Below are 23,780 nucleotides of genomic sequence, written 5' to 3' on the forward strand. Positions count from 1 at the left end.
GGGCATGCCGCAAAGTCTCCCCCGACAACACCCTGATAAAGAAACAGGAGGAGACGATGCTGCGAATCATGCTCGCCGGCGCGCTACTGGCGCTGGCCCACGGAACGGCCCTGGCCGACACCTACCCTTCGCGCCCGGTGCGGCTGCTGGTTGGCTACGCGCCGGGCGGCCCGGTGGACACCGCCGCGCGCATCTATGCCGACTACATGGGCCGCGTGCTCAAGCAGCCCGTCATCGTCGACAATCGCGCCGGTGCCAGCGGCGCCATTGCGGCGGGCATGACCACCAGCGCCAAGCCGGATGGCTACACGCTCTACTTCGTGGCCAGCCCCACCATGACGATGACGCCGCTGATCCAGAAATCGGTCAGCTTCAAGCCGGCGCAGGACTTCACCTATGTGGGCCTGATCACCGACTACACCAATGTCCTGCTGATCAACAAGGACTTCCCGGCCAAGAACGTCGATGAACTGGTCTCTTACGCACGCAAGCATCCGGGCGAAGTGAGTTTCGGCTCGGCCGGCATTGGCGCGTCGAACCACCTGTCGGCGGAACTGCTCGCGCAGATGACCGGGGTGAAAATGCTGCACGTGCCGTATAAAGGCAATGCACCGGCGATGGCCGACGTCACGAGCGGCAAGGTCACGTTCATGTTCGACATCACCGGCACCGCCATCGGCCATATCCAGGGCGGCAAGGTACGCGCGCTGGCCGTCACCTCCAAGACACGCAACGCCGCGTTGCCGACGGTGCCGACGCTGGTGGAATCGGGCCTCAAGCAATACGATCTGACCGGCTGGTACGGCCTGGTGGGGCCGCTTGGCATGCCCGCCGATGTGGTGGATCGCCTGGTCAAGGCGCAGCAGGCCGTGGGCCAGGACCCGGCCTTCCGCGCGCGCATGACCGATGGTGGCTACGATCTCAACATCACCGGCCCCGCGCCGTTGCAGGACCGCATCAAGAAGGAGCTTGCTCTCTGGGGCAACGTCGTCAAGACGGCGCACATTGAGGTGGAGTAACGGCGCGGCCGGTGCAGGGTCCAGACGTTCCGCGCCGGCGAAGCACCGCTTTCCCGATCACGAATTGCGCGGCCCCTGTCCTGCCCATACACTGCGACATGCCGGATGGTTTCCGGCCTCACCGAACCCGAATCCACTCTGCAAAAGGACTTGAGCGAGATGCCGCAGGACCGAGCCATCGCGAATCGCATCAGCGACATTCCCCGCCACTGGGCGGCACATGCGCCCAACAACGTGGCCGTGTACGAAGGCGAACGCACGGTGACGTTTGCGCAGCTCTGGGAAAACGTCGGCCTGGCAAGGCAGTATCTTGAGGCGCAAGGCGTCGCCGCCGGCGACCGCGTGATGATCACCGGCGAAAACTGCCTGGCGGTGATCACGCTGGTCTTTGCCCTGTCCGAGCTTGGTGCGTGGCCCGTTGTGACCAATGCCCGGCTCACCGCGCGCGAGATCGAGGAGATTCGCACGCACTGCACGCCCCGCCTGATGCTGTTCACGCACGCCGCGTCGCCCGACGCCTTGCGCCACGGCCTGCGCTACCGTGCCCGCGAAATCGCGCCGCCGGGACTGGGGCCGCTGATGGCAGCGGACGTCGACGCGGGCAGCGAGCGTGAACCGCGCGAGCTGGCCAGCGAAGTTGCGGCGTTGATCTACACATCGGGCACCACGGGCCAGCCCAAGGGCGTGATGGTCACGCATCGCGGCCTGCTGCACTATGCGCGCGTCACCGCTGAAACCCGTGGCATCGGCCCCGGAGACTGCGCCTATGCGGTAATGCCGATGTCGCATATCTTCGGGCTTGCCACGCTGCTGCTGGCCACGTTTCAGGGTGGCGGCAGCCTTTATCTGGTGGCACGCTTCAACGTCAACGACGCCTGCGCCGCGCTGCAACGCGAGGCGATCTCGATACTGCAGGGCGTGCCGGCGATGTTCAGCCGCATCCTCGCCCATCTGCAGAAGCAAGGCATCGCCACGCTGCATCCGCAGCGGCTGCGTTATCTGTACACGGGCGGCGGGCCGCTGGAGCCAACGCTCAAGCGCAATGTCGAAACGGTATTCGGCCAGCCGCTGCATCATGGCTATGGCATGACCGAATATGCCGGATCGCTGTTCATCACCCGTCTGGACCGCCCTCGCAGCGACTGCGCCGCTGGCGAGATCGTCGAGGGCGCCGAACTGCGTATCGTGGGAGCAGGCGGCGAGGCCGTGCTGCAGGGCACGCCGGGCGAACTGTGGGTGAAAGGCCCCGGCGTCATGCGTGGCTACTATCGCGCGCCGGCGCAAACGGCCGAGGCACTGCGCCCGGATGGGTGGCTCAACACCGGAGATATCGGCCGGCTGGGTCCCGACGGCGCGCTGTACATCGTCGGCCGCACGCGCGATCTGATCATCCGGTCGGGCTTCAGCGTGTATCCGATCGAGGTGGAGTCGGTCATCAACTCGCACCCGTCGGTGCGGTTGTCCGCCGTGGTTGGCAGGCCAGCGGCCGACGGCAACGAGGAAATCGTCGCGTTCGTCGAGCTACGCGAAGGCGAGACATTCGATGCCGCGGAACTGCATGCCTATCTGGCCGAGCGGCTGTCTCCGTACAAACGCCCGGCCCAGATCGTGCGCGTGTCCGCCATTCCCACCACGGCCAGCGGCAAACTGCACAAGCATCAGCTACGCGGCATGATTGCCGAGTTGGTCTAGGCAGCGTCCGGGCACGCAGGCGCCGTCAGGCCGGGTTGCCGGTGCCGTCTTCCACAAGCAGGTCCACCAGCTTGCGCGCGAAAGCGGGCAGCGCATCGAGGTCTGCCACGCAGATCTGCAGCTTCCGTTCGGCCCAGTCGTCCTCGATCTGCACGATGTTGAGCGCCATCGTCTGCGCATGGCGGCGTGCCGTGCTCTCCGGCAGAATGCCGATGCCGACGTTGGCTTCGATCATGCGCCCCGCCGTCTCGAAGTTACTGACCTGAATGCGCCAGTGCAGCGTGCGTTGCAGATCGGCCGCGGCACGCTTCAGGAAGTTGTGGATCGCGCTTTCCTCGGGCAGGCCGATGAAATCGTAGTCGAGCGTCTCGACAAAGCGCACCCGCTTGCGCTGCGCCAGCGGATGGCTCAGCGCGGTGGCCAGCACCAGCCGGTCAAGCCGGTAAGGCATCACCTCCAGCCCTTCCATGTTCACGCCGCTGGCCGCAATGCCGATATCGACCATGCCTTCCTGCACGGCCCGGACGATATCCGGGCTAAGCCGCTCACGGATATCGACGGTCACATCGGGATGGTTGACCAGGTACGTGCGCAGCACCCCCGGCAGGAATTCGCTCATCGCCGTGGTATTGGCAAACACCCGGACGTGTCCCTTGATGCCCGACGCATACTCCTGCAGGTCGCCGCTCAGTTGCTCGATCTGTCGCAGCACGCGACGCGCGTGGGCCAGCAGCGTTTCTCCGGCCGGCGTGACCTTGACGCCCTGGCTGCTACGGCTCAGCAGCTTCACGCCCACCTGCTCTTCCAGGTTCTTGATGCGCGTGCTGGCCGCCGGCAGCGACAGGTGGCAACGTTCTGCACCGCGGGTCAGGCTGCTGGCTTCCGCAATATGCGTGAAGAGGTTCAGATCGACCAGATCGAAGCGCATGACGTTGTCTCCCGAGTAGTCGGTGATTATCCCCCGAACCGCCGCATTTTTTCCATTCTCGCAACTACGGGGGGGACTTCATTGCAGGCGAATGCCGGATTCAAAACATCGAAATAGCCGCGCGGCGGCACATCGTTCAAGCTGTGCCATCGAACCCGCATGGAGACAAGGGATGACCGAAGAGAACACCCTGCTGGTGGACATTGTGGACGGCATTGCGACGCTGACCCTGAACCGTCCGCAGCAGAAGAATGCACTGAACGCCCCCATCCGCGACGCGCTGCGCGAAGTGGTGCAACAGATCCGCGCCGACCGCACGGTGCGCGCCGTGGTGCTGCGCGGCGCGGGCACCGACTTCTGCTCCGGTGGCGATATCCGCGCGATGAACGTCACCGACGCCGATTCCGGCCGCAACCGCATGGACGACCTGCACGGCTGGATTGCGATGCTCGTCGACCTTGACCGCCCCGTCGTGGCGGCGGTGGACGGCGTGGCCTATGGCGCCGGCTTCAGCCTGGCCCTGCTGGCCGACTTTATCGTGGCCACGCCACGCGCACGCTTCTGCATGCCATTCATGAAGGTTGGGCTGGTGCCCGATTGCGGCGCGCTGTACACGCTGCCCCGCGTGGTGGGCATGGCTCACGCCCGCGACCTGATATTCAGCGCCCGCGAAATCGGCGCGGAAGAGGCAAAGCGGATCGGCGCCGTGTTCGAGATCGTGCCTCAGGACGGGCTATATGCGCGCGCCGACCAGCTCGCGCGCGGCCTGGCCGGGGCGTCGCCGGTGGCCTTTGGCCTGACCAAGCGTGCGCTGAATCAGTCGATCGGCAGCGACGTGCGCGGCATGCTCGAACTGGAATCACTGGGTCAGGGCATTGCGTTCACCACCGGCTACCACCGCGAGGCCGTGCGCCGCTTCAAGGAAAAGGAACCACCGCTGTTCCAGTGGCCTACTTCGGCTGATTGATGTTTCTTGGCTTGCTCCCCCACCCCTCTCCCATTGCATGGGAGAGGGGTGCGCATATCCGATGGCGGAGGCTTTGGTTCAGGCGCCGGCTCAACCCGCAGTGATCCCCGCCGTCTGAATCACCTTCCGCCACTTCTCGATTTCGCTGTGCAGGCGCTGGCGCATCTGCTCCTGCGTGCCGGCGTCCGCTTCCGCTCCAGCCTGCAACAACCGCTGCTTCACGCCAGCGTCCTTCATCGCCACATTGAAATCGGCGTTGATCTTGTCGAGAACCGCCTTGGGCGTCTGTGCCGGCGCAAACAGCGCCGCCCAGGAATAGGCCTCGTAGCCGGGCAATCCCGATTCGGCGACGGTGGGCACATCGGGCAGCATGCCCGACCGCTTGCGGCTTGCCACGCCCAGCACCTTGATACGTCCCGACTTGATATGTTGCAGCGCCGTGGGCGCATCGCTGAACATCAGTTGCACCTGGCCACCCAGCAAATCATTCATCGCCGGGCCGCTGCCCTTGTACGGAATGTGCTGCAGCTTGGTGCCCGCTTCCATATTGAACAGCTCGCCAGCCAGGTGCGTGCCGCCGCCGTTGCCCGACGAGCCGTAGGCCAACGTATGGCCGCTCTTGGCGTATGCGATCAGTTCCTTGATGTTGTTGGCCGGGACCGACGGATGCGCAACCACGAACACCGGGAACATAGCCGCAAAGCTGATCGGCGCGAAATCCTTCTCGATGTCGTACGGCAACTTGCCCATCAGTGACGGATTGACGGCATGATGGATCGACCCCAGGAACAGCGTGTAGCCGTCAGGCACTTCCTTGGCCGCGATGGCGGCGCCGATGGTGCCGCCCGCGCCAGCGCGGTTATCGATCACGATCGGATACTTCCACATCTCGCCAAGCTTCTGGCTGAAGATGCGCGCGGTACTGTCCACCGGACCGCCTGGCGGAAATGGCACGATCAGGCGCACGGGCTTTGTGGGCCAGGCGTCGGCGGCCAGCGCGGCAAACGGCTGCGCCACGGCACTGAACAGGCCGGCGGCCATCAACCGTCTGCGCATGGCGGACGGCACGGCGGAAGAGCGGGTCATGCTGGGTCTCCTTGGGTCAACATCGAGCCGGCCTGCTCCTGCAGCACACGCTTGAGGATCTTGCCGTTGTTATTGGTAGGCAATTCGCCGAGCGCCACGATGCGCGCCGGTCGCTTGTACGGGGCCAGCCGGTCCCGCAGATGGCTGTGCAGCGCTGGCAGGTCCAGTTGGGCGCCGGGACGCAACTCCACGAACGCCACGATTTCCTCGTTGCCATCGCTTTCAGGGCAACCGACCACCGCCGAACGCTGAATGCTCGGGTGGGCATTGAGCACGGTTTCCACCTCGGCCGGATACACGTTGAAGCCCGAGCGGATGATCATCTCCTTGAGGCGGCCGACCACAAACAGCGCGCCGTCCGCGTGCATCTCGCCCAGGTCGCCGCTCGCGTACCAGCCCCCCTCGCGCATGACCGCCGCGGTGGCAGCGGCATCGCGGAAGTAGCCGGGCATCAGCCCCCTGCCACGCAACCAGAGTTCGCCGCGCTCACCGAACGGCAAAGCCTTGCCGGTCGACGGGTCCGTCACCTGCACCTCGGCTTCGGCCACCGCGTGGCCCGCGCTGGTATCGGGCCGCTGGTCGCCAAGGCGCGTCACATGGACCGATCCGGCGTATTCGGAAAGCCCATAGCCATGATGCAGGGCCATGCCGAACATCGCTTCCACACGCTTCTTCAGCGACAGATCGAGCGGTCCGGCCCCGGTATAGAGGTAGCGCAGTGCCGGCGCCACCGGCTGCGCAATGCCCTGTTCCTGCAGATAACCCAGCAGCCGCGAGAACAGCGTGGGCGGCCCCTGCACCTGCGACACCCCGTGACGCGCCAGCGCATCGAGCAGGTCCGCCGGATCGAACTGCGGGCGCATCACCAGTTGCGCGCCGGCCAGCAGCGAGCTGAGCAGCACCGTACCGAGGCCGAAAATATGGGTCATCGGCACAAACGCATAGCTGCGATCCGCGGGACCGAGCGCACGGGCATCGCGCGTCACGCGCGCGAAATGGATCAGCGCGTCGTGCGTGAGCATCACGCCCTTCGGCTCACCCGTCGTGCCCGAGGTGAAAATCAGCGCGGCAACCTGGTCGCGCAAGGGCTGAGGCTCGGGGATGGCATCGGCACGCACGGCGGCGCGCTGCATGCCGTCCAGCGCCGACGCCACGGCATTGAAACGCGCCGCGTGCGCAGCAGCCGCGCGCGAGGCCGACGCCGTGAAGTACACCACGCGGGCGTCGGCCTTGACCGCAAAAGCGTCGATTTCGGCCGGCGCCATGCGGGCGTTGACGCCGCACGACCAGGCCCCCAGGCGGCTGCAGGCCAGGATCAGCGCGGCATGCTCGGGACAGTTTTCGGCCACCACCATCACGCGGTCGCCGGGTCTGACCTCCAGCGCGCGCAATTCGGCTTCCGCCACGGCGGTCAGCGCGCCCAGATCGGCAAAGCTCAGGCTGCGGCCGTCCGGCAAGTGGATGAACGGTTGATCGGGAGCCTCGGTCAACCAATGATCAAGCAGCTGATGAATCCGCGTAGTCACGCCTGGCGTCCTTATGCAAATACGATGAAGAGGTCCGCGCAGCATGATCCCAAAGACTGGGCGGCGCCATTCGTAAATCACAAGGGGCGGCTTCGACGGCCTGAAAGCGCGCCCTCCCCGCACCGGACACGCATTTTGCGATCCAAAAGGCTGGATTCGGCAATCTCGAACCAGCGTGACGCCCACGCCCATAGAATCGGATTCACTGATCGGAGACAGTTCATGGACCTGCGTTTCACAAGAGAAGAAGAAGCCTTCCGCGAAGAAGTTGGCGCCTTTGTCAGGCAGCACTTGCCCGCCGACATCCGCGACAAGGTACTCGGCCATCGCCGCGTCGAGAAAGACGACTATGCGCGCTGGCACCGCATCCTGCACGCGCAAGGCTGGGGCGCGCCGACCTGGCCCACGGAATGGGGCGGCACGGGCTGGAACGCGCTGCAGCGCCTGATCTTCGAAATCGAGACGTTCCGCGCCGGTGCGCCGCGCATGCTGCCGTTCGGCCTCACGATGATCGGCCCGGTGCTGATGAAGTACGCCAGCGCCGAGCACAAGCAACGGTTCCTGCCGCGCATCCCGACCGTGGATGACTTCTGGTGCCAAGGCTATTCCGAGCCGGGCGCCGGCTCCGACCTCGCATCGCTGCGCACCAAGGCCGTACGCCGGGGCGACAAATACATCGTCAACGGGCAGAAGACCTGGACGACGATGGCGCATTTCGCGGACTGGATCTTCTGCCTCGTGCGGACAGACTCCGAAGCCAAGGCGCAGGAAGGCATTTCGATGCTGCTGATCGACATGAAATCCCCCGGCGTGACCGTGCGCCCGATCAAGACGCTCGATGGCGGCCACGACGTCAACGAAACCTGGTTCGAGGACGTGGAAGTACCCGTCGAAAACCTGCTGGGCGAAGAGAACAAGGGCTGGACCTACGCCAAGTATCTGCTCGGCCATGAACGCACCGGCATTGCCGGTATCGGCCACTGCTATCGCGAGTTGCGCCAGCTTAAGCACTACGCCGCGGAATCCACCGACGGCCGCGGACGTCCGCTGATCGAGGACGTGCGCATGCGCGACAAAATCGCCCGCGTCGAAATGGACCTGATGGCGCTGGAAATGCTGCTGCTGCGCGTGGCCACGCAGGCGGCCGGCACTCCCGGCCCCGAGGCATCGATCGTCAAGATCCGTGGCTCCGAGCTGCAACAGGACATCGCCATGCTGCAGATGGAAGTGGCCGGGCCGAACGGCTGGCCCTATTCGCCCGACTGGATGGAGCCTGGCGCCCCGCAGCCCGTCAGCGGCCCGGACTGGGCAGCGCCGGCGGCATCCACCTACTACGACATGCGCAAGACCACCATCTACGGCGGCTCGACCGAAGTCCAGAAGAACATCATCTCCAAGATGATCATCGGCTTTTAAGAGAGGACGACAGGCATGGATTTCACCTACAGCGAAGAACAGCAGATGCTGGCCGACAGCCTGCGCCGCTTTGTCGCCACCGAATACACGTTTGAAAACCGCCGCCGCAATGCGCGCGAACAGGGCAGCTTCAACCGCGCCGCCTGGCAGCAGCTTGCCGAGATGGGCGTGCTCGGCCTGTGCGTGCCGGCCGACCACGGTGGCTTTGGCGAAGGTCCGGCAAGCCAGGTGGTGGTGCAACGAGAACTCGGACGCGGGCTGGTGCAGGAGCCCGTGATTCCGGCCGCGGTCATCGCCACGGCCATCCTGGCCCGCTACGCATCCGCCGCGCAGCAGGCCGAATGGCTGCCGGCCATCGCCGATGGCAGCAAGGTGCTGGCACCGGCCTATCTGGAGCCGGGCACGCGGTATCGGCTGGAAGCAGCGCAGACCGTTGCGTGCCAGCGTGAACCGAACGGCTATACGCTGACCGGTACGAAATCGGTGGTGTGGCACGGCGATGCGGCCGACACTTACCTGGTTTCCGCCCGGCTCGATGGCGCGCTCGGGCTGTTCCTGGTGAACCGCGATGCGCCCGGCCTGACCGTCACCGCTTATCCGACCATCGATCGCCTTGCCGGCGCCGACCTGAAGCTCGCCGACGTCCCGGCCACGCTGGTCACGACGGAGGGCGTGGACGCGCTGGAATTCGGCATCGACCACGGCATCGCCGCGCAATGCGCCACGGCGGCCGGCGCGATGGAGCGGCTGATCGAAATCACCGCCGAGTACCTGGGCGCCCGCAAGCAATTCGGCAAGCCGCTGGCGTCGTTCCAGGCCCTGCAGCACCGCATGGCCGACATGCTGCTGCAAAAGGAACTGGCGCTGTCGATGGCCTATGTGGCCGCGCAGGGGCTGGATGCCGGCGATGCCGCCGAGCGCCGCCGCAAGGTATCCGCCGCAAAGGTCGTCACGGCCCGTGCGGCACGCTACGTTGGCCAGCAGGCCGTGCAGCTGCATGGCGGCATGGGCATGACTGACGAACTCGAAGTGGGCGATTATTTCAAGGCGCTGACGATGATCGATGTGCTGCTTGGCGACACCGATCTGCACATGGAACGCTACACCGAAGCCATGACGGCCTGACCAGACACCAGAAGGAAGACACACCCATGACAATCAACGGCAAGGCATATATCGTCGGCGCCTACGAGCATCCGACCCGCAAGGCACCGGACAAGACGGTGCCACAACTGCACGCGGAATGCGCCAGGGGCGCGCTGGAAGATGCCGGCCTGACGCTGGCCAACGTCGACGGCTACTTCTGCGCCGGGGATGCACCGGGTCTCGGCATGGTCAACATGGTCGACTACCTCGGCCTCAATGTGCGCCACGTGGACTCCAGCGAGATGGGCGGTTCATCGTACATCGCCCACGTGTCGCATGCCGCGCAGGCCATCGCCGCCGGCAAGTGCAACGTGGCCCTGATCACGCTGGCCGGACGCCCGCGCTCCGAAGGGTCCAGCGGCACGCAGGCCCGCAACTGGGGCGCGAACCTGCCGGACCAACCGTTCGAAGCGCCGTTCAACCCGGTCACCGTCAACCTGTATGCGATGGTGGCCCAGCGCCATATGTACGAATTCGGCACCACGCCCGAGCAACTCGCGTGGATCAAGGTTGCCGCGTCGCATCACGCCCAGCACAACCCCAACGCGATGCTGCGTGAAGTGGTGACCGTCGAGGACGTGGTGAACTCGCCGATGATCTCCGACCCGCTGCACCGGCTCGATTGCTGCGTCGTGTCCGATGGCGGTGGCGCCCTCATCGTCGCGCGACCCGAAATCGCGGCGAAGCTCAAGCGGCCGAAGATCAAGATTCTCGGCGCGGGGGAACATGTGAAGGGCCTGCTGGGCGGCGAAGTGGACCTGTCGTGGTCCGCTGCGCGCGTCTCGGGCGCAGCCGCATTCGCGGAAGCCAGGGTCACGCCATCCGACATCCAGTACGCATCGATCTACGACAGCTTCACCATTACCGTGCTGATGCAACTGGAAGACCTCGGCTTCTGCAAGAAGGGCGAAGGCGGCAAGTTCGTGATGGACGGCAACCTTATCTCGGGCGTCGGCAAACTGCCGTTCAACACCGATGGCGGCGGCCTGTGCAACAACCATCCGGCCAACCGTGGCGGCATCACCAAGGTGATCGAGGCCGTGCGCCAACTGCGCGGCGAGGCTCACCCGGCCGTGCAGGTAAAGAACTGCCAGCTGGCACTGGCCCAGGGCACCGGCGGCTACATGGGTTCTCGCCACGGCTCCGCCACCCTGATCCTCGAACGCGAATAGTACGCAAACGGATGCCCACCATGACTACTCCCTACGTTCCCACCGTCTACAAGGCACCGGACGAACTGCCCGACAACATCGCGTTCTGGCAGGCTGCACGCGACGGCAAGCTGCTGGTGCGCCACTGCAAATCGTGCGGCAAACCCCACTGGTATCCGCGCGTGCTGTGCCCGTTCTGCATGGGCGACACCGACTGGAAGGCCGCCAGCGGCCTGGGCGAGATCTATTCGTTCAGCATCACGCGCCGGGCGGGTCCGCATCCGTTCTGCATCGCCTATGTGAAGCTCGACGAAGGCATCACCATGCTGACCCATATCGTCGACACGGATCTGGACAGCGTGCGCATCGGCCAGCGCGTGAAAGTGCGTTTCGCAGAAACCGAAGGCGGCGCGCCCGTGCCCGTCTTTGCCCCGGTCGTACTGGCCTGAGCGAGACACCGCATGCCGATCAGCTATCAGCATCTGCGCAACCGGCCCTTTCCGCCGGTGCGCCAGCACTACACCGAGCGGGACACCATGCTGTACGCCCTGAGCCTGGGCCTCGGCAATGACCCGCTCAACGCATCGGCCCTGCCGTTCGTCTACGAAGGCACGCCGGGCGGACTGCGCGCGCTGCCATCGCAGGCCGTGGTGCTGGGCTACCCCGGCTTCTGGGCGCGCGAACCGGATACCGGCATCGACTGGGTCAAGCTGCTGCACGGCGAACAACGCCTGCGCCTGCATCGCCCGCTGCCCGCTGGCGCCGAAGTGGTTGGCCACAATCGCATCACGCATCTGACCGACAAAGGCGCGGGCAAGGGCGCGATCATGGTCACCGAGCGGCGGCTGGAAACGACGCGCGGAGAATTGCTCGCCACGATCCAGCAGGTGTCGTTCCTGCGTGGCGACGGCGGCTATAGCCAGCTCGATGGCGGCCAGCCCACCGACGAACCGCTTCCCGCGCTGCGTCCGACGCCCGAAGACCGGCCGCCCGACTTCGTCGACACACAGGCCACGCGGCCCGAAGCCGCGCTGCTGTACCGGCTGATGGGCGACTTCAATCCGTTGCACGCCGACCCCGCCGTCGCGGCGGCGGCCGGATTCGAACGGCCGATCCTGCATGGTCTGGCCAGTTACGGCCTGGTGGCCCACGCACTGCTGCGGCAATGCGCCGGCAGCGATCCGTCACGGCTGCGCGCGTTCGATATCCGCTTTACGGCGCCGGTCTATCCCGGCGAGACACTGGTGACCGAGATCTGGCGAGACCCGCTGCATTCCGGACATTTCCAGTTGCGCGCCAAAGTACAGGAGCGCGACAAGGTCGTACTCAGCCACGGCTGGGCAGAAATCGCCTGAATTTTTCGACATGACAGCTTCCTCCGCTTCGACCCACGGCCTGCCGCCGCCGTCCGCGCAAACCGGCGCGCTGAGCCACATTCGCGTGCTGGATCTCTCGCGCGTGCTGGCCGGGCCCTGGTGTACCCAGAACCTGGCCGACATGGGCGCCGATGTAATCAAGATCGAGAAGCCCGGTGCGGGCGACGATACCCGTCACTGGGGGCCGCCGTACCTGGATGGCGACGATGGTCCGACGCGCCAGGCCAGCTACTTCGCGGCCTGCAATCGCAACAAGCGCTCCGTGACGGTCGACATCGCCACACCCGAAGGCCAGAAGCTGGTGCGTGAGCTGGCAGCGCAAAGTGACGTGGTCATCGAGAACTACAAGACCGGCGGACTCAAGCGCTACGGCCTGGACTACGAAGCGCTGAGCGCGCTGAATCCGCGCCTGATCTACTGCTCGATCACCGGCTTTGGCCAGACCGGCCCCTATGCGGCACGCCCCGGCTACGACCTGCTGGTCCAGGCCATGAGCGGGCTGATGAGCATCACGGGCCAGCCCGACGGTGAACCCGGCGCGGGGCCGCTGCGCGTGGGCGTGGCGGTGATCGACGTATTCACGGGTATGTATGCCACCACGGCCATCATGGGAGCGATTGAAGCGCGGCACCATACCGGGCGTGGCCAGCGTATCGACATCGCGCTGCTCGACGTTGCAATGGCGGTGCTGGCCAATCAGGGCGCGGGATATTTGAACGCCGGGGTAGTGCCGACGCGGCAGGGCAATGCGCACCCGAGCGTGGTGCCGTATCAGGACTTTCCGACGCACGATGGCGACATGCTGCTGGCCATCGGCAATGACGGCCAGTTCGCACGCTTCTGCGAAGTGGCCGATGTCGACTGGGCACGCGACGATCGGTATGCCACCAACAGCGCCCGCGTCACGCATCGCGCAACGTTGATTCCGATGATGAGCGAGATCACGCGCAAGAAGCCCACGCGCGAATGGATCGCCCTGCTCGAAGCCGCCTCCGTACCGTGCGGTCCGATCAACGATATCGGGCAGGCGTTTGCGGACGAGCATGTCCAGCATCGCGGATTGCGCGTCGAGCAGTACCGCTACGCGGCATCGGAGCAGCCGGAGGCCGACTCGGTCAACCGGATCTGCACCACGGCCAGCCCGCTGCGCTTATCCGAGACGCCACCGACGCTGCGACACGCGCCGCCCGCGCTGGGCCAGCACACGGACGAGGTATTGCGCGATTGCCTCGGCCTTGACCGGCAAGCGGTTGCCGACCTGCGCGCCAAGGGCGTGCTGTAGCCGGATGAGGTCTGCCGGGGCCATGCGATTCTGCGTCCTGTCGTCGTCGCCTGTCCGCCTGGCGCGGCTGATGCCGGTCTTTCCGATGACCGTCACGGCGCAGCGCGGAACCACGGTGATTCGGCGCGACGGCTTCGAGCGCGTACTCGTGCCCGGCCAGCCCTGCATCATCGAGCCGTTCCAGGCGTTCGACCTGCACATTGCGGGCAGCGCCTGGCAACCGGCTGGATGCCGCGTCGAGATGGCATCGGCCTGCGGGGCCACCGATCCAATCGCGCTGCATCGGGACCTGTCGCAACGGATCTTCCTGCAACCGCAACTGCCCTGGAATGCAGCCTTCGTGGCCGATCTGCTCGGGGAATCGCCCGACCGGATTCGCCGCACATTGTTCGCGGGGGGCGCGGCCTTTGGCGAGCTTTGCCGGACGCAGCGGCTGATGCGCTTGCTGTTCGAACCGATGCATGCCCGTACCGCGATGCCAGCGCTGAAACGCAGCGTGGGATGGCCTGCCAGCCATGATCTTGAAGCCGCATTCCACGACCGGTTTGGCGCATCGCTTCATCGGTTTCAATGCGCGCTCGCTGGTGAAGACAACACCACCACGGACCGCAGGCCGGCGCCGGGCACTGGCCATCACTATTGGTCCAGCCTATTCCCCGCATAACAAACCGGTCTTAGACGCTATACCAAAAAAGTCGGATCATCCTGGACAACGGTCATTCCCCACCCACCGGAGTCTTCGATGAAGTCCGCCCTGCTCGCCCTGTGTGGCGCAGCCTCCCTCCTTGCCTCGCTGTCCGCCGTTGCCGGTCCTGATTTTGCTGTGATCGAGCGCGCGCGTGCCTACGCCCATCAGCGTCAGCAGGTCAGGCCCGTCACGTGTGATTGCGCAAATGGCGCCACTGGCACCACTTCGGGCGCTACGGCAGGTGCCTCGGCGGCCAGCTCGCCCAAGGCGTCGCTGGCGCCGATCCATACGAGCTGAAGCTCGCGCCCAAGGCCCGCGTGGCGGGTCAGGCGCTGTGGCTCAGGTCACTGGCCCGCACCGGGCTCACGTTCAGCCAAGTCTTCCAGCAATGACGCCGACGGCACGAAGAACAGCCCGCCCGTCACTGCATTGCTGAAGTCGAGCAACCGGTCGTAGTTGCCCGGCGGCTTGCCGACGAACATGTTTTCGAGCATCTGCTCGATGGGTTCGGGCGAGCGGGCGTAGCCGATGAAGAACGTCCCGAACTCGCCCTTGCCCGGCTGGCCAAAGGGCATGTTGTCGCGCAGGATCTTTACCTCCTCGCCGTCCTTCTCGATCGTGGTCAGCGCGCTGTGCGAGCACGACGGCTTGACCGAGTCATCGAGTTCGATGTCGTCCAGCTTGGTGCGGCCGATGACGCGCTCCTGCGCCTCGACGGTCAGGTCGTTCCACGCGGCCATGTTGTGCAGATACTTCTGCACGAGCACATAGCTGCCGCCCGCAAACTCCGGATCTTCATCGCCGATGATCGTGAAGCGGACCGCATCGCCCCCTTCAGGATTCTCGGTGCCGTCGACAAAACCAACCATGCTGCGCATGTCGAAGTAGCGAAAGCCCTGTACCTCGTCGACCACCGATACGGCGCCCCCGAGACGCTTCATGAGCTGCGTCGCCAGTTCGAAGCACAAATCCATGTGGTCGGCCCGGATATGCAGCAGCAGGTCACCGGGCGTGGCGATGGCGCGGCGCTCCTCCGGCCCGAACTCCCTGAACGGATGCAGCGACGACGGACGGGGTCCGCCGAACAGCCGGTCCCAGGCATCGGACCCGAACCCGGCCACGCACGACAGGTTGCCGGCCGGCACACGTTTTCCGACCGAGCGAACCAGCGCGGCGATATCGGCGCACAGCGCCCTGACCGTGGCGGCATGCTCGCTGCCGTCGGACAAGGTGGCCACGATGAAAATGGCGCTGCGGGTGATGGGGCTGTAGACGGGCTGCGGCAGTGGGGTGTTGTCCATATTCTTGTCCAGTCGCTTGACGATTGATGGCTGGTGCCAGCGCTGGCATGCAGGCTGGCGTAGCGGCAAATATACCGAATCCGGACGTCAGCGGCGTGAAACGGCGCTACCTGCTACCCGGTTCGCCGTTCTCGATGATCGGCCTGAGTAACGTGAAATCGTTCGGATAGAACGGCGGCACCGTCGATGGGCTTTTCTTGCGCGCCACTTCGACAAACCTGCGGTCTGCCTCGATGGTCAGCATCAGATCGAAGCGCTTGACCCCGGCGGCCCTGGCCCGCTCCACATCGCGCTCGCTCTTGGCCCGATAGGCGATCGTGCGTATCAGCAGATCGTAGAGCAGGCGGGGCCGGCGTTCGGTGGCGGCGTGGGATTCCTGCCGCCGGCTTTCCAGCACGGCGTGCCACAAGCCGGAGTCTTCCAGACCCGGCGTGACCTCCGCGAGGGCAACGAGCTGCGTCTTGCCGGCACGCGGGGCATACACCACGCCCTGCGCGTCCAGGAATGCACGGATGTCGGAGCCGCGCTGGGCAAGCAGTTCTTCCGTGCGGGTCTTGGTCTTGGCGGGCAGGTCGACATCGGTCCAGTGCGACGGATACGCCCCCATCTCGGAAAACAGGCGCGCCCACTGGTCGTACTCGGTCCAGGTCCACTCGCGTCCACGGAAATAGGCGGCGTAGACCTGCTCGAAGTAGCCCGCCATATTCAGGCCGTCGGAGCCGCTGCGATTGACGATGGCAAGGATCTCCGAAGCCTCTTCCTCGGAAATGCCCAGCACGGTGGCCATCACGCGATTGAAGACACGTTCGTACGAACTGGTCGTGTCCTGGACATAGAGCGCAGGCGCCGTAGCCGGCAGCGTCCGTGATTCGACGGCCGGTACGGGCTTGCGCTTGCGGATAAATCTGAAAACTCCCACTTCTCTTATTTGTGCGCGAGATGCAACACCTGATAGTGACTCGCGCCATTTTTGCACATTTGCGGCCGCGGGTTTCCCCTGACCCGTACTACGCTTTCATGGGATTGACATTCCCGATTGGCGGAAAAATCCCAGCCCCGCTCAGCTCCAGCCGGAGACGTCACTGAAGCGCGTCTTCAGGAAATCGATAAACACCCGCACCCTGGTCGGCATGTGCTGCCGGCTGGGGAACACCGCGAAGATATCCAGGACCGTGGGCTGGTAGTCGGGCATCACACGCCGCAGCCGTCCTTCCCGCAGGTCGTCGTTGACCATGTACGTCGGGTGCATCGCAATGCCGTGGCCGAGGATGGCCGCATGCCGCAGCGCTTCACCAAAATTCGCGCGGATCGTGCCGGTCACGCGCACCGACGTATTGCCGTCCGGCCCCTTGAATGCCCAGGTATTGGTCGGCGACTTGAGCGCGTGCACCAGGCAATCGTGCTGGAGTAGATCCTGCGGCGTCGCGGGGTGCCCGCGCGCCGCCAGATAACGATCCGACGCCACCAGGATCTGCGGCACCACGGCGAGTTTCTGCGCGACGTAGCTTGTATCCCGCAGCGATGGCGCGATGCGCACGGACAGGTCGAGGCCGTCCTTGACCAGATCGGCGCGGCCATCGTCCAGGTGCAGGATGACCTGCACGTCGGGGTGCAGCACGGAAAACTCCGTCAACAGCGGCACCAGGTGAAACGCACCGAACGAGGGTGGCGTCCCCACCCGCAATGCGCCACGCGGTGACGTGATGGAACCTTCGATCGCGGCCTGCGCCTGGTCGTAGCGTTCCAGCAGGTCCGCGCCAGCATCCAGCAGCGACAGTCCCGCATCGGTCAGCGCCACGCTCTTGGTGGTGCGCGTCAGCAGCCTGGCGCCGAGCGACGTCTCCAGCCAGGCCACATGCTTGGTCACATTGCCCTTGGACATGCCCAGCCGCTCGGCCGCGGCAGAAAAGCTGCGGCCCTTGGCCACCTCCAGGAAAACCTCGATACAGCGCAGCCGGTCCATAGTGCCCCTGTTGTTTCCAGTATGGAAACAACAAATTCTCGTCCATGTGCTTCCCGACCGCAAGAACGGCCGGTAGTCTTTGCGGCAATGCAGGTGCTTTCGCTTGCTTCCAACACGAAAACAATCGATGTCGCCCCCCATGTCGCCCCACTCGGCCCTCCTGCCCCTGTGCCAGCAACTGCTGCACCGTTTCTTTCACTGCCTGGACCAATCGGACTATGACGGCCTGCTCGCGCTGTTCGACCCCGAAGGCACCTGGCATCGCCAGGGCGTGGCGCTGCGCGGACACGCGGCGATGCGCGAAGCCATGCAGGCGCGCTCGGCAACGCAACGAATCCGCCATGTACTGACAAACGTCCTGGTGCACACGCATGACCGGAACGTCGTCGAAGCCGGGGGCTATATGGCCGTATATCGCTTTGATAACGGCACGCCGCCGCAGGGGCTGGTGACCATCGACGGCCCGTCGCAGCTCTATGCGGTGCGCGCCACGATCCGGCACGACGCGGGCGATGCATTGCTGCTGGCCCTGACCATCACTCCCGAATTCCGCTTTGCCGCGGTGGCCTGAGCCGATGAACGCCCACGACTTTGCCCATCAGTCCCTGCGCACGCGCCTGGTGCTGCGCGCCGGCGCCGTACAGGCCCTGCCCGAAGAGCTGGACCGCCTCGGGGTGCGCCGGCCCTTGCTGCTGAGCAGCCCGCGCACGGCGGCGTCGGCCCTTCATGCAACGGTGAGCGACCTGCTACGCGATAGCGTGTCGTTGTCCGTCAGCGACGTGCCCGCGCACTCTTCGGTACAGGCCGTCACCGATATCGCCGCTGCCGCACGCCGTGCACGCATCGACGGCATCGTGGCCGTGGGCGGCGGCAGTGTCAGCGATACCGCCAAAGCCGTGACGCTGCTGCTGGCCGAAGGCGGCGAACTGGCGCAGCACGCCAGCCGCTTCATTCCGCCGCGTCAGGTGATCCTGCCCCCGTTGCTGGCGCCAAAGCTGCCGATCCTTTCGATACCGGTCACGGCCTCCGGCGCCGAAGTCACGCCGTCATTCGGCATCCGCACCGATGCCGGGACCAAGCTGCTGTTCTGGGATGCACAGCTCGCCAGCCGTGTGGTACTGGCCGACCCGTCGGCCACGCGCGAGATCCCGGCGGCGCTGTTGCTGAGCACGGCCATGAATGGCCTGGCGCATTGCATCGAGGGCCTCTATTCGACGGCTGCCTCGCCCATCGCTTCCGTCCTGGCGATCGACGCCACGCACCGCTTTGGCAGCGCGATGCGCGAACTGGCGCGCGCACCACGGAGCGAATCCGCACGCGCGGAACTGATGCTGGCGGCACACCTGTCCGGCATGGTGCTGGCCAGCGCACGTAGTTGCCTTCATCACGCGATCTGCCATGTGCTTGGTGCCACGTTCGGTGTGGCGCATGGCGCCGCGAATGCCGTGATCCTGCCCCACGCGGTGCGTTTCAACGCGCCGGCGGCACAGGCCGAAACGGATGCTGCCGCGCGCGCGCTCGGCGGCCACGACTTGCCCGCATGCCTGCTGGCCCTGCAGACGGACACCGGTGTACCCACGCGTCTGCGCGACCTGGGCATCGCCGCGGAGACACTGCCCGCCGTGGCACACCACGTGATGGGCGAGCGCGGCCTGGCCTTCAACCCAAGGCCCGTGACTAGCGCCGAAGACGTTCTTTCGATCCTGACGGCCGCCTGGTAAGGCGCCCCACTCAACAAGCCAGAAACGGAGACCCCTCATGAACATCCTGCCCAATGCCGATGGCTTTGGCGCCCGCATCGAAGGCCTGAACCTGTCCCGGCCATTGACCGACGCCGAGCAGGCAGCGGTCGAACAGGCGCTCGGCCGCCACGGCGTGGTCAGCTTTCCCGGCCAGCGGCTCAACGCCGCGAGCCTGAAGTCCTTCAGCGAGCGCTTTGGCAAACTTGAGATCAACGTGGCCGGCAAGTATCAGGAACCGGGCATGCCCGAGGTCATGATCCTGTCGAACATCGTTGAGAACGGCACGCCGATCGGCCTGGCCGACGCGGGGCAGGACTGGCATACCGACATGTCGTATAGCAGCATGATCGCGTTCTGCAACATCCTCTATGGCATCGAGATCCCGCATCGCGATGGCGAGCCGCTGGGCTGCACCGAGTTCTGCAATATGCACGCCGCCTACGACGGCCTGCCGGACGACATCAAGGCACAGCTCGACGGCATGACGGTGCTGCACGACTTCAACAAGTTCTGGGAAATGATGCGACGCGAGAAAGGCAGCCAGCGCCCGCCGCTGACCGACGCACAGCGCGCCGCCAAGCCGCCGGTATCGCATCCGCTGTTCCTGACGCATCCGATCACGGGCCGCAAGGTGCTCTATGCCAACCCCGGCTACTCAGTGCGCATCAACGAGTTGCCGCAGCAGCAGAGCGACGACATGCTGAGCTACCTGTTCGCGCACCAGTTGCAGGACAAATACCGCTACCGCCACCGCTGGACCGTTGGCGACGTGCTGATGTGGGACAACATGGGCACCATACACAACGCCGTGGCCGACTACCGCGCCGACGAGCGCCGCCTGATCAAGCGTTGCCAGGTAATGGCGAACCGCTTCTTTCCCGAGGCCGTCGCATGAGGCTCGTCACATACCTGCACGACGGCAGGCCCGGCACGGGCGTCATGGTTGGCAACGACCACCTGCTGCCCGTCGGTGACTGGATCCGCGAGACACCGGTGACGCAAGCGGTGACGCAACGCTGCGCCACCGCCGGCATCGAACCGGCAAGCGGCGGCATGCTGCGGCTGCTACAGGCAGGCCCATCGGCACTTGCCGCGCTTGCGCTGCATGTCGACGCCGTCCGGCAGGCCGGCATCGAGCCGATGATCGCGCTGAGCGCCGTGACGCTGCTGGCACCGGTTCCGCGTCCCGGCAAGATTGTCGCCATCGGCCGCAACTATGCCGACCATGCCAAGGAAACGGGCGTGGCGCCATTTGAAAAGCCGCGCATCATCGCCAAGCTGCCGTCGAGCGTGACGGCGCCCGGCACGGCTGTTCCGTGCCCGCCCGGCGTCATCAAGCTCGATTTCGAAGCCGAGCTGGCCGTCGTCATTGGCACGCACGCCAGCCGCATCCACGCGGACGATGTCCCGTCCATCGTCGCCGGATATACGGTGCTGAACGACATGAGCGCGCGTGAGTTGCCTCGCTGTCGCACAACGTCAACGCGCTGCTGCTGAAGGAGCGTGCCGGCTACGATCCGCTCAAGGACTTCGTGCCGATCTCGAATGCGGCAACGCTGCCGCTGGTGGCCGTCACGGCAGCGAATTCGCCGTATCGCACGCTGCCCGATCTGATCAAGGCGGCCAAGGCCGGCGAAGGTGCCGTGAGTTTCGGCTCCGCCGGCAACGGTGGCTCGGGGCACCTGGCCGCGGAGCTGCTGGGCACGATGGCGAAAGTCCATATGACCCACGTACCGTTCCGCGGCAATGGTCCCGCGTTGACCGAGGTGATGGCCGGCCGTGTCTCGTTCACGTTCTATCCGATCATCGGCATTGCCGAATACGTGAACCAGAAGCGCCTGCGTGTGCTGGCCGTCGGCACCGCCAAGCGCCTGCCCGAGTTTCCCGATGCCCCGACGATGGCCGAGTCCGGCTTTCCGGGCTTTGAGGAAACGGCGCCCTGGGTGGGGCTGCTCGCGCCGGCCGGCACGCCCAAGGAGGCCGTGGACAAGCTGCACGATGCGATGACCAAGGCACTGGCCAAACCCGCGGTCAAGGAACGCTTGCGCAGCCTCGGCGCGGTGCCGGTTGGCGACACACCGGCCCAGTTCGCGGACTACCTGAAGCAGGACCAGCAGCGTTGGCAGCGCGTGATCCAGTCGGCCGGCACGGCGGCGACATCGCCATTGCGCGCGCGGCCGCGGCCGCAGGGGTGCCTTATACGCTGTCGAGCACCGCCACGGCCTCCATCGAGCAGATTGCCGACGCGGCGCCGGGCCGGCTCTGGTTCCAGGCGTACATCCTGCGCAACAAGCCCTTCCTGCATGCGTGGATCGACCGCGCCCATGCGGCCGGGTACGAGGCACTGGTCATTACCGTGGACCTGCCCGTGGGCGGCAAGCGCGAACGGGACTTTCGCAACGACTTCCGCGTGCCGTTCCGCTTCACGCCACGCAATGTGCTGGACTTCGCCACCCGCCCCCGCTGGGTCATGGGCCTGCTGGCGCACGGCATGCCGGTGATGGAGAACCTGCGCGGCCTGGAAGCCGAAGCCCGCAGCGCCAGCGCCGTGGCGTCGTCGGTGGGTCGCAACTACGATCCGGCATTCGATTGGGATGCGCTGGCGGCGCTGCGCGACCGCTGGCCCCGAAAGCTGATCGTCAAGGGCATCCTGCGGCCGGACGATGCCGTGCGCGCGGTGGCGCTGGGTGCCGATGCAATCGTCGTATCCAATCATGGCGGGCGGCAACTCGATGGCGTGCCGGCATCGATCGACGCCTTGCCCCATGTGGCCCTCGCGGTGAATGGCCGCGTGCCGGTGCTGCTCGATGGCGGCGTCAGGCGCGGCAGCGACATTCTCAAGGCGCGGGCGCTGGGCGCACAGGCCGTGCTGGTGGGCCGCGCCACGCTCTACGGCGTATCCGCCGCGGGAGAGGAAGGCGCGCGCCGTGCGCTGACGATCCTGCAGGATGAATATCTGCGGACGATGCAACTGTGCGGGGTGACGCGCACCGAGGCAATCTCGCGCGACCTGCTCTTCAATGCGCCCTCGCTGATGGGCGACCAGATGCGCGATCCGACGGACGCCCCCAGGAATTCCGACGCCATGCGCGTGGCACTGGAGCAGGCCCGCTAGCCGCCCGGTCGACGCCGGTCGTCCCCTCTCCACAACCCCACGCATCACTGCGAATGCCGGAGCCAGACTCCGGCATTTCTTTTCCTTTCCTCCCTTCCGGACAGGACGGACGGCCGCGTGTGCCGTCCCGGTGCATGGCCTCCGCTTGCGGTGCACGGCTGCCCCAATTTCAGCCCTGCCGTGCGGCGCCGCCTGTCCCAGCCAGCCCATTCCCGACCCATCCCCGACCGTTTGACGCCGGTTTCCGGCACGCCGCCTATCCGGGTTTCCACTGGCATCGATCTTGCTGGATTATTTCCCAAAGATATCCTTAATATATTTACAAGATATTTCAATGCCATGTGCCGAGGCCCCAAAAGGAGGGCCGGAGCGCGTGGCCGTCCACTTCCCAACCGAGGAGTTCTTCATGAGCAATCCGCGCTGGACCGGTATCTTCCCGGCCGTCACGACCAAATTCCACGCCGACGAAAGCATCGACGCCGCGGGCACCATCCGCCATATCGACTTCCAGATCCGCAACGGCATCCACGGCCTGGTCACCTGCGGATCGCTGGGCGAGGCCAGCACGCTTTCCCTGGAAGAAAAGCTGGACGTGGCACGCATTGCGCTGGAAGCGGCCGACGGCCGCGTGCCCGTGCTGGCCAACGTATCCGAAACCAGCACGCGCGACGCGCTGCGCTATATCGACGGCGCCAACAAACTGGGCGTGGCGGGCTTCATGGTCATGCCGTCCGTCATCTACGTGGCCGACGCACGCGAGGCGATGCAGAACGTCCGCGCGATGGCGGAAGCGGCCCAGAAACCGGTGATGGTCTACAACAACCCGGTGGCGTATCGCGTGGACCTCAAGCCCGAGCACATGGCCGAACTGGCCGACTGCAAGTGGATCGCGGCCGTCAAGGAAAGCACCGGCGATATCCGCCGCGTCACCGATCTGCGCAACACCGTGGGCGACCGCTATCAGATCTTCATGGGCGTGGACGACCTGGCGTACGAAGGACTGGCGCTCGGCTGCGACGGCCTGCTGGCCGGCGTGGGCTGCGCGTTCCCGCGCGAGACCGTTGCCCTGTTCGACCTCATGAAAGTGGGCAACTTCGCCGAGGCGCTGAAGCTGTATCGCTGGATGACGCCGATGCTCCATCTCGATGTTTCCAACAAGCTCGTGCAGAACCTGAAGCTGATCGATGCCATCGTCGGCGTGGGCACCGAGCATATGCGCCGTCCGCGCCTGCCGCTGATCGGCGAGGAACGTGCCTTCATCGAGAAGGTCGTGCGCCAGGCACTGGAAACACGGCCGGTGCAGTACCAGTCGGTGGCGTGATGCACTGAACCGCGCCGGATGCCCGCACGCGGCACGCGCATCACGCGCTGCCGCGTGCCTC

At 65.6% G+C, this 23,780-nt stretch carries 23 protein-coding genes and 1 pseudogene; 18 read left to right on the top strand and 6 right to left on the bottom strand.

The features are described from left to right. Positions 1–56: 56 nt before the first annotated feature. Together AC3FLX_RS17245 and AC3FLX_RS17250 are read left to right on the top strand one after the other, a co-directional pair. Complete coding sequence (locus tag AC3FLX_RS17245; RefSeq protein ID WP_488698521.1) at positions 57–1,019, top strand: Bug family tripartite tricarboxylate transporter substrate binding protein; 963 nt, start codon at positions 57–59, stop codon at positions 1,017–1,019. 159 nt (positions 1,020–1,178) lie between these two features. Next, the gene (locus AC3FLX_RS17250; RefSeq protein WP_488698522.1) at positions 1,179–2,711 is read left to right on the top strand and encodes a class I adenylate-forming enzyme family protein; all 1,533 of its coding nucleotides are present in this window, start codon (positions 1,179–1,181) and stop codon (positions 2,709–2,711) included. Positions 2,712–2,736: 25 nt separating this feature from the next. Here the strand turns inward: AC3FLX_RS17250 and AC3FLX_RS17255 are convergent, their stop codons facing one another. Further along, positions 2,737–3,639: a LysR family transcriptional regulator gene (locus tag AC3FLX_RS17255; RefSeq protein ID WP_488698523.1), complete on the bottom strand. Its 903-nt coding sequence runs from the start codon at positions 3,637–3,639 to the stop codon at positions 2,737–2,739. Positions 3,640–3,811: 172 nt separating this feature from the next. Here AC3FLX_RS17255 and AC3FLX_RS17260 point away from each other — a divergent pair, with 172 nt between their 5' ends. Further along, positions 3,812–4,606, top strand: coding sequence for an enoyl-CoA hydratase/isomerase family protein (locus AC3FLX_RS17260; protein WP_488698524.1), 795 nt, complete (start codon positions 3,812–3,814; stop codon positions 4,604–4,606). Positions 4,607–4,696: 90 nt separating this feature from the next. Here the strand turns inward: AC3FLX_RS17260 and AC3FLX_RS17265 are convergent, their stop codons facing one another. Both AC3FLX_RS17265 and AC3FLX_RS17270 read right to left on the bottom strand, forming a co-directional pair. Further along, positions 4,697–5,662: a tripartite tricarboxylate transporter substrate binding protein gene (locus AC3FLX_RS17265; RefSeq protein WP_488698701.1), complete on the bottom strand. Its 966-nt coding sequence runs from the start codon at positions 5,660–5,662 to the stop codon at positions 4,697–4,699. A gap of 26 nt (positions 5,663–5,688) precedes the next feature. Continuing rightward, the gene (locus AC3FLX_RS17270; protein ID WP_488698525.1) at positions 5,689–7,218 is read right to left on the bottom strand and encodes a class I adenylate-forming enzyme family protein; all 1,530 of its coding nucleotides are present in this window, start codon (positions 7,216–7,218) and stop codon (positions 5,689–5,691) included. 222 nt (positions 7,219–7,440) lie between these two features. On the opposite strand from AC3FLX_RS17270, the gene AC3FLX_RS17275 reads away from it, so the two are divergent. From AC3FLX_RS17275 to AC3FLX_RS17310, 8 genes are all read left to right on the top strand, one after another. Next, positions 7,441–8,634, top strand: coding sequence for an acyl-CoA dehydrogenase family protein (locus tag AC3FLX_RS17275; RefSeq protein ID WP_488698526.1), 1,194 nt, complete (start codon positions 7,441–7,443; stop codon positions 8,632–8,634). Between the two features lie 15 nt (positions 8,635–8,649). Beyond that, complete coding sequence (locus tag AC3FLX_RS17280; RefSeq protein WP_488698527.1) at positions 8,650–9,759, top strand: acyl-CoA dehydrogenase family protein; 1,110 nt, start codon at positions 8,650–8,652, stop codon at positions 9,757–9,759. A 26-nt stretch (positions 9,760–9,785) separates the two neighbouring features. After that, positions 9,786–10,952, top strand: a complete 1,167-nt coding sequence (locus AC3FLX_RS17285) for a thiolase domain-containing protein (RefSeq protein WP_488698528.1) — start codon at positions 9,786–9,788, stop codon at positions 10,950–10,952. 20 nt (positions 10,953–10,972) lie between these two features. Next, on the top strand, positions 10,973–11,380 hold the full coding sequence (locus tag AC3FLX_RS17290; RefSeq protein ID WP_488698529.1) for a Zn-ribbon domain-containing OB-fold protein: 408 nt from the start codon (positions 10,973–10,975) through the stop codon (positions 11,378–11,380). A 12-nt stretch (positions 11,381–11,392) separates the two neighbouring features. Then, a complete protein-coding gene (locus tag AC3FLX_RS17295; protein WP_488698530.1) occupies positions 11,393–12,286 on the top strand; it encodes a MaoC/PaaZ C-terminal domain-containing protein in 894 nt (297 codons plus the stop codon). A gap of 10 nt (positions 12,287–12,296) precedes the next feature. After that, complete coding sequence (locus AC3FLX_RS17300; RefSeq protein WP_488698531.1) at positions 12,297–13,589, top strand: CaiB/BaiF CoA transferase family protein; 1,293 nt, start codon at positions 12,297–12,299, stop codon at positions 13,587–13,589. A gap of 22 nt (positions 13,590–13,611) precedes the next feature. Continuing rightward, the gene (locus AC3FLX_RS17305; RefSeq protein ID WP_488698532.1) at positions 13,612–14,253 is read left to right on the top strand and encodes an AraC family transcriptional regulator; all 642 of its coding nucleotides are present in this window, start codon (positions 13,612–13,614) and stop codon (positions 14,251–14,253) included. Between the two features lie 78 nt (positions 14,254–14,331). Continuing rightward, a complete protein-coding gene (locus tag AC3FLX_RS17310) occupies positions 14,332–14,574 on the top strand; it encodes a hypothetical protein (RefSeq protein ID WP_488698533.1) in 243 nt (80 codons plus the stop codon). A gap of 47 nt (positions 14,575–14,621) precedes the next feature. Here AC3FLX_RS17310 and AC3FLX_RS17315 read toward each other — a convergent pair whose 3' ends face one another. The 3 genes from AC3FLX_RS17315 to AC3FLX_RS17325 all read right to left on the bottom strand — a co-directional run bounded on the left by AC3FLX_RS17315 (position 14,622) and on the right by AC3FLX_RS17325 (position 17,541). Then, a complete protein-coding gene (locus tag AC3FLX_RS17315; protein ID WP_488698534.1) occupies positions 14,622–15,578 on the bottom strand; it encodes a Dyp-type peroxidase in 957 nt (318 codons plus the stop codon). Between the two features lie 106 nt (positions 15,579–15,684). Continuing rightward, entirely contained in the window at positions 15,685–16,497 is an 813-nt protein-coding gene (locus AC3FLX_RS17320; RefSeq protein ID WP_488698535.1) for a hypothetical protein, read from the bottom strand. A 141-nt stretch (positions 16,498–16,638) separates the two neighbouring features. Continuing rightward, positions 16,639–17,541: a LysR family transcriptional regulator gene (locus AC3FLX_RS17325; RefSeq protein WP_488698536.1), complete on the bottom strand. Its 903-nt coding sequence runs from the start codon at positions 17,539–17,541 to the stop codon at positions 16,639–16,641. A gap of 127 nt (positions 17,542–17,668) precedes the next feature. Here AC3FLX_RS17325 and AC3FLX_RS17330 point away from each other — a divergent pair, with 127 nt between their 5' ends. From AC3FLX_RS17330 to AC3FLX_RS17360, 7 genes and pseudogenes are all read left to right on the top strand, one after another. Continuing rightward, complete coding sequence (locus tag AC3FLX_RS17330; protein ID WP_488698537.1) at positions 17,669–18,112, top strand: nuclear transport factor 2 family protein; 444 nt, start codon at positions 17,669–17,671, stop codon at positions 18,110–18,112. A 4-nt stretch (positions 18,113–18,116) separates the two neighbouring features. Next, complete coding sequence (locus AC3FLX_RS17335; protein WP_488698538.1) at positions 18,117–19,262, top strand: iron-containing alcohol dehydrogenase family protein; 1,146 nt, start codon at positions 18,117–18,119, stop codon at positions 19,260–19,262. A gap of 37 nt (positions 19,263–19,299) precedes the next feature. Next, positions 19,300–20,178, top strand: a complete 879-nt coding sequence (locus AC3FLX_RS17340) for a TauD/TfdA dioxygenase family protein (RefSeq protein WP_488698539.1) — start codon at positions 19,300–19,302, stop codon at positions 20,176–20,178. Continuing rightward, positions 20,175–20,780, top strand: coding sequence for a fumarylacetoacetate hydrolase family protein (locus tag AC3FLX_RS17345; protein ID WP_488698540.1), 606 nt, complete (start codon positions 20,175–20,177; stop codon positions 20,778–20,780). The genes AC3FLX_RS17340 and AC3FLX_RS17345 overlap by 4 nt, the downstream gene beginning before the upstream one ends. A gap of 68 nt (positions 20,781–20,848) precedes the next feature. Next, positions 20,849–21,370 (top strand): annotated as a pseudogene (locus AC3FLX_RS17350) (tripartite tricarboxylate transporter substrate-binding protein); the annotation flags it as partial. A 32-nt stretch (positions 21,371–21,402) separates the two neighbouring features. Continuing rightward, on the top strand, positions 21,403–22,398 hold the full coding sequence (locus AC3FLX_RS17355) for an alpha-hydroxy acid oxidase (protein ID WP_488698541.1): 996 nt from the start codon (positions 21,403–21,405) through the stop codon (positions 22,396–22,398). Positions 22,399–22,804: 406 nt separating this feature from the next. Next, the gene (locus AC3FLX_RS17360; RefSeq protein WP_488698542.1) at positions 22,805–23,719 is read left to right on the top strand and encodes a dihydrodipicolinate synthase family protein; all 915 of its coding nucleotides are present in this window, start codon (positions 22,805–22,807) and stop codon (positions 23,717–23,719) included. The last annotated feature ends 61 nt before the right edge of the window (positions 23,720–23,780 follow it).

The sequence above is a fragment of the Cupriavidus sp. 291-E7 genome (genome assembly GCF_057798835.1).

Coding starts and splice junctions, on each gene's coding strand:
- AC3FLX_RS17300 (WP_488698531.1), top strand. CDS start 12,297: ATGACAGCTTCCTCCGCTTCGACCCACGGCCTGCCGCCGCCGTCCGCG.
- AC3FLX_RS17275 (WP_488698526.1), top strand. CDS start 7,441: ATGGACCTGCGTTTCACAAGAGAAGAAGAAGCCTTCCGCGAAGAAGTT.
- AC3FLX_RS17335 (WP_488698538.1), top strand. CDS start 18,117: ATGAACGCCCACGACTTTGCCCATCAGTCCCTGCGCACGCGCCTGGTG.
- AC3FLX_RS17315 (WP_488698534.1), bottom strand. CDS start 15,578: ATGGACAACACCCCACTGCCGCAGCCCGTCTACAGCCCCATCACCCGC.
- AC3FLX_RS17245 (WP_488698521.1), top strand. CDS start 57: ATGCTGCGAATCATGCTCGCCGGCGCGCTACTGGCGCTGGCCCACGGA.
- AC3FLX_RS17255 (WP_488698523.1), bottom strand. CDS start 3,639: ATGCGCTTCGATCTGGTCGATCTGAACCTCTTCACGCATATTGCGGAA.
- AC3FLX_RS17285 (WP_488698528.1), top strand. CDS start 9,786: ATGACAATCAACGGCAAGGCATATATCGTCGGCGCCTACGAGCATCCG.
- AC3FLX_RS17265 (WP_488698701.1), bottom strand. CDS start 5,662: ATGCGCAGACGGTTGATGGCCGCCGGCCTGTTCAGTGCCGTGGCGCAG.
- AC3FLX_RS17360 (WP_488698542.1), top strand. CDS start 22,805: ATGAGCAATCCGCGCTGGACCGGTATCTTCCCGGCCGTCACGACCAAA.
- AC3FLX_RS17310 (WP_488698533.1), top strand. CDS start 14,332: ATGAAGTCCGCCCTGCTCGCCCTGTGTGGCGCAGCCTCCCTCCTTGCC.
- AC3FLX_RS17345 (WP_488698540.1), top strand. CDS start 20,175: ATGAGGCTCGTCACATACCTGCACGACGGCAGGCCCGGCACGGGCGTC.
- AC3FLX_RS17340 (WP_488698539.1), top strand. CDS start 19,300: ATGAACATCCTGCCCAATGCCGATGGCTTTGGCGCCCGCATCGAAGGC.
- AC3FLX_RS17250 (WP_488698522.1), top strand. CDS start 1,179: ATGCCGCAGGACCGAGCCATCGCGAATCGCATCAGCGACATTCCCCGC.
- AC3FLX_RS17295 (WP_488698530.1), top strand. CDS start 11,393: ATGCCGATCAGCTATCAGCATCTGCGCAACCGGCCCTTTCCGCCGGTG.
- AC3FLX_RS17325 (WP_488698536.1), bottom strand. CDS start 17,541: ATGGACCGGCTGCGCTGTATCGAGGTTTTCCTGGAGGTGGCCAAGGGC.
- AC3FLX_RS17290 (WP_488698529.1), top strand. CDS start 10,973: ATGACTACTCCCTACGTTCCCACCGTCTACAAGGCACCGGACGAACTG.
- AC3FLX_RS17305 (WP_488698532.1), top strand. CDS start 13,612: ATGCGATTCTGCGTCCTGTCGTCGTCGCCTGTCCGCCTGGCGCGGCTG.
- AC3FLX_RS17280 (WP_488698527.1), top strand. CDS start 8,650: ATGGATTTCACCTACAGCGAAGAACAGCAGATGCTGGCCGACAGCCTG.
- AC3FLX_RS17330 (WP_488698537.1), top strand. CDS start 17,669: ATGTCGCCCCCCATGTCGCCCCACTCGGCCCTCCTGCCCCTGTGCCAG.
- AC3FLX_RS17260 (WP_488698524.1), top strand. CDS start 3,812: ATGACCGAAGAGAACACCCTGCTGGTGGACATTGTGGACGGCATTGCG.